This window comes from Collinsella aerofaciens, assembly GCF_015557435.1.
Taxonomy (GTDB): Bacteria; Actinomycetota; Coriobacteriia; order Coriobacteriales; family Coriobacteriaceae; genus Collinsella; species Collinsella aerofaciens_Z.
The window spans coordinates 1-4,195 of the sequence record NZ_JADNOH010000081.1 but is presented as its reverse complement, the minus strand read 5'-3'; the positions used below and the strand labels follow the sequence as shown (position 1 = coordinate 4,195).

5 protein-coding genes are annotated in these 4,195 nt (G+C 59.4%); all 5 read right to left on the bottom strand.

All coding sequences use genetic code 11. The features are described 5' to 3' along the window. Window positions 1–322: 322 nt before the first annotated feature. Entirely contained in the window at window positions 323–1,168 is an 846-nt protein-coding gene (locus tag I2G43_RS07875; protein ID WP_195246985.1) for a sugar phosphate isomerase/epimerase family protein, read from the bottom strand. A gap of 110 nt (window positions 1,169–1,278) precedes the next feature. Further along, entirely contained in the window at window positions 1,279–2,103 is an 825-nt protein-coding gene (locus tag I2G43_RS07870; RefSeq protein ID WP_416378405.1) for a PTS system mannose/fructose/sorbose family transporter subunit IID, read from the bottom strand. Continuing rightward, complete coding sequence (locus I2G43_RS07865) at window positions 2,093–2,866, bottom strand: PTS mannose/fructose/sorbose/N-acetylgalactosamine transporter subunit IIC (protein WP_195535745.1); 774 nt, start codon at window positions 2,864–2,866, stop codon at window positions 2,093–2,095. Before I2G43_RS07865 ends, I2G43_RS07870 begins: the two co-directional genes overlap by 11 nt. 292 nt (window positions 2,867–3,158) lie before the next feature. After that, entirely contained in the window at window positions 3,159–3,641 is a 483-nt protein-coding gene (locus tag I2G43_RS07860) for a PTS sugar transporter subunit IIB (RefSeq protein ID WP_195535744.1), read from the bottom strand. A gap of 58 nt (window positions 3,642–3,699) precedes the next feature. Continuing rightward, entirely contained in the window at window positions 3,700–4,119 is a 420-nt protein-coding gene (locus I2G43_RS07855) for a PTS sugar transporter subunit IIA (RefSeq protein WP_195246989.1), read from the bottom strand. Between the last annotated feature and the right edge of the window lie 76 nt (window positions 4,120–4,195).

Here is a 4,195-nt window from a genome sequence, read left to right as displayed (position 1 = left end):
CGAGGTAGCCCTCCTGGTCGAAGTGCACGATCTCGATCTTCTCGGTCTCCTTCATGTGTGTCCTCCCATCACATGTGCGCGATTCTATACATCGCGCGTCTTGCTGATACCAATTATAGCCATACGTTTGCGCGTTATTTAATACCAATCCAAACTCACGAAGATTTGCGGCGAACGGTCGATTTCCCCACCCGAGTGGTATTACAACACCATAAGTTGTCTAATTCGAGTACCGCAGCCGACAGACGCCCCACAACTCAACGCCCAAAAGCACGTTGCGCCGAACCCGCCCCAGCGTTTCCGGCGCAACCGCACAGCTTAGTTATTCGGCTTCCATCTCTGCCGTCACGCGGCGATACATCTCGATAACCTGAGTCGTCGCCTTGGACGGGTCCCGATAGTAGCGACCGTCGCAAGTCTCGGCTGAGGCATAGCCCGTATAGCCGTGACGCATGAGCGCCTCGAGGTCGGCGCGCATATCGCGCTCGCCGTCGCCCCAGGCAAGGTGCGTCGTACCGCCGCCCACATCCACAAAATGGGTGTGAACGATCTTGTCGCCCAAAACCTCAAAATAGCTGTCGATCGTGTCGCCGGCAACCTCCATGGCACCAAAGTCGATGCAGGCCTTCAGGTTGGGGCGGTCGACATCGGCCAAGATGCGCGCCACGTCCTGTGCGGTGTTAACCAGCACGGACTCCGACGGCTGCAGTGCCTCGAGTGCGACACGAATGCCGCGCGAATCGGCGTAATCGCACACCGAACGTAGCATGGCAACGCTGCGGGCCCAGGCATCCTCGGCCGGCTCATCCAGATAGGCCCAGCCGCTCGTCACCAAAATCTGCGGCGCACCAAGCTCGACGGCGACATCGATCACGTTCTTAAAGTAGGACAGGATACGCTTCTGGCCGGCCTCGCCACGCACCGCGACGTTCCACGGCTTGGGGTTGTTCTGCTCGGGGCAGACGCACACGATCTTGATGCCGTACTGAGCGGCCAGGTCGCGAATCTTGTCCACCGAATCGTGCTCATGGCAATCCACATACAGGTGCATCGAGCCGGTCCACAGCTCGATATTGCGATAGCCCGCCTCGCTGGCCGCCTTGAAGAACGTCTCGATGCTGTAATAACGATGGTTGATGTTCATGAGCGAAAGCTCGGGTACGTCCATAGCCCTCCCCTTTCGTACAGGCTTGAAAAAACAGGGGGCCGCCGCACCTGCGACAAGCCCCCAAAGATCGACGCTACCGTTAGACGCGATGGAAGCGCGATGTAAACATATTAGGCAAGCACGCCAAAGTAGACGCCGATAATGCCCACGACCATGGTGCAGAGGATCAGGACCATCGGGTTGATCTTCTTGGAAAGCAGCCAATAGTAGAGCCAGAAGGCGGCCATGCCGAGCATGCCGGGCATGATGCCATCCAGGATGTCCTGGAGGGTCTGGGCGGAGTCGCCCTGGCCGATGGCGATAGGCATCGAGGCCCAGAACATGTCCTTGCTCATGGCGCCGACGACCATGACGCCGACGATGCCGACGCAAGCCATGATCTTTTGCATCAGGCCGGTCTTCTGAGCCTCGTCGAGGAAGCCGATACCCAGCTCATAACCCTTGATGGCGCCAAAGATACGAATCAGGAACGCCGGGATGTTGTAGATGAGCAAAAAGGCGATGGGACCAAAGGCATTGCCGGCCTGGCACAGGCTGATGCCCACGGCAGCGGCGACGACGCGCAGGGTGGACAGGAAGAAGGAGTCGCCCAGACCGGAAAGAGGGCCCATGAGGGCGGCCTTGATGTCGTTGACGCTCTCGGGCTCAACCTCACCGCGAGCGACCTTCTCCTCCATGGCCATCGCGATGCCGCCCACGAAGGGAGCGAGCTGCGGGGTGATGTTGAAGAACGCGCTGTGGCGATGCAGGGCCTCGGCGTAGTCGTCGGGACGGCCGGCGTAGATCTTCTTGAGCATGTTGGCGACCATCAGGCAGAAGGCAATATTCATCTGCTTGTAGTAGGTCCAGGAGAACTCCATGCCCAGAGCGCCGGTGTTCAGAGAGCTCTTAATGAGGTCGGAGCGAGTAATCTGGTTCTCGGAATTAGAAGTCATCGTCCTCATCCCCTTCCACAGAAAGCTGGGGCTGGGCGCCACCAAGGCCCAGCAGGTCGAACTTGTCGATGCCGATGATGATTGCGATCAGGGCGACACCGAGGACGGGCACGTTGGCATAGGAGCACAGCAGGAAGCCCAGGAAGTAGAACGGCACGAGCTGCTTGGTAAGCACCAGACGGCCGAGCATTGCGAAGCCCATGGCGGGCAGGATGTTGGCTGCGACGCCAAAGCCATCGAGGACAAACGTCGGGATGAAGTCGAGCAGGCCCTGAACGGCGTCGGCACCCAGATAGAAGGAGACGGAGCACAGGAAGAAGGCCAGGGCGACGATCACGAGGCCGATGATCCAGTGCATGGCGTAGATGCCCTTGAGGTTACCCTTGCTGGCAAAGACGTCGGCGCGGTCGACCAGAAGGGGCATACCGGCGTTGACGACGTTCTTGATGGCCAGGCACAGGGTGGCGATGGGCATCGCGAGCGCGATAGCGGCCTCGGTGCTCTGGCCCAGCTGAATAGCGAAGGCGCAGGCGAGCACGCCGCCGATCGTCTCATCGGGCGGCACGTAGGCGCCGATGGCGATAGAACCCATGAAGAGCAGCTCGAGGCTCGCGCCGATGGCAAGGCCGGACTGCAGGTCTCCGAGCACTATGCCCACGAGCGGGCACAGGACGATCGGACGGAACGCATAGAGCGTACCGAGCTGATAATCGAGCTTACCGAAGGCAGCGATAAGTCCGATGAGGATCGCTTGAACAAGCATTGTTCCTCCCTTTGATCCCTCTTGGATCTGCGCGGCGATTACCGACTTGTCAGCGCGCCCTTTTCCATGCCGACAATCGCTACCCAGATCCAGCTTGTACCGGTGTGCTGCTAACACCTAAACCGGTACAAATGATTTCATACCAATTATATAGTCATGCGGAAACTATTTAATACCAATCGCTCAACGGGCAGGTACTCCCGGTGAACGGTAGGCGGGCTATCGGATAAAACGTTTAGCCGGTACGCCCGCCGATGGGGCGGCGCCGTGCACGCCGCCCCGTGGTCCCCAATTAGAGGGCGCTTACGGCGTCGACCTTGGGGTCGTCGGCCAGAGCGCGAATCTCGACCTCGATACCGCGGCCGGCGAGCTCGCGAATGTCTTCTTCCTCGGCGGCGGTCACAAAGATCTGGCGGGAGATCTTGCGGGCATCGGGGCGCTGCTCATCCTTGGACTTGGTGTTGCCCAGGTTGATGGAGGTGATCTGCGGGCAGCCGTCGGCAAGTTGCTTGGCCTCGGCAATGCTGGCGACACAGATGATCATCTTGTACTTATCGGTCACGCCGGAGTTGATGGCCTCGATGGCGTGCTCCATATCCTTGATGACGAGCTTGGCGTTGGCAGGCTTGCCCATCTTGAGCGTGGTCTTCCAGACGGGATCGTTGGCGACCTTATCACCGACGCAGAAGATACAGTCGGAGCCCAGGCCCTGAACCCAAGAGACGGCCACCTGGCCATGAAGCAGACGATGGTCGACGCGAAGCAGTTGAATCATGATTGACCCCCAAAGGTCTCATGCCGGAAACCCGGCGCTGTTAAAAGCAAGACGGTGACTAGAACTCTTCCTCGTCATCCGTATCGGTCAGCAGGTCGTTGACAAACTTGACGCGCGTATCGTCGGCAGCGAGGATCTCGCGGATGACCTGGTCGGCGGGCGCCTCCTGGTCGGAGAACAGCAGCTGGATCAGCAGCGGCAGGTTCATATTGGCGATCAGGTAGGTGTTGGGACGCGTCTGGACGATCTTGGTGAACTCGTTGTTGACGCTGCCGCCAAACAGGTCGGTGCACACGATCACATCGTCGGCGGGGTCGATGGTCGCCAAGAGCTTGGCAGCCTCCTCGGCGACGTCGGTACGACCGTCAACGAACATCGACAGATCGTGGACGTTATCGCGCGCGCCCGAGAGCAGCTCGGTGCTCTCCTTGATGCCGGTCGCAAAATGCGCGTGGCTGGCGAAGATATATTGCCTCATTGTGGTTTCCCCCAAATGGAATTAGTAGTCGAACTGGTGGTAGTAGCGGCGGTACTTGAGGTTGTGCTTGGTGACC

Bases quoted from the DNA above. Each gene is read 5' to 3' on its own strand.
- I2G43_RS07875 (WP_195246985.1), bottom strand. From the start codon at position 1,168: ATGGACGTACCCGAGCTTTCGCTCATGAACATCAACCATCGTTATTAC.
- I2G43_RS07870 (WP_416378405.1), bottom strand. From the start codon at position 2,103: ATGACTTCTAATTCCGAGAACCAGATTACTCGCTCCGACCTCATTAAG.
- I2G43_RS07860 (WP_195535744.1), bottom strand. From the start codon at position 3,641: ATGATTCAACTGCTTCGCGTCGACCATCGTCTGCTTCATGGCCAGGTG.
- I2G43_RS07865 (WP_195535745.1), bottom strand. From the start codon at position 2,866: ATGCTTGTTCAAGCGATCCTCATCGGACTTATCGCTGCCTTCGGTAAG.
- I2G43_RS07855 (WP_195246989.1), bottom strand. From the start codon at position 4,119: ATGAGGCAATATATCTTCGCCAGCCACGCGCATTTTGCGACCGGCATC.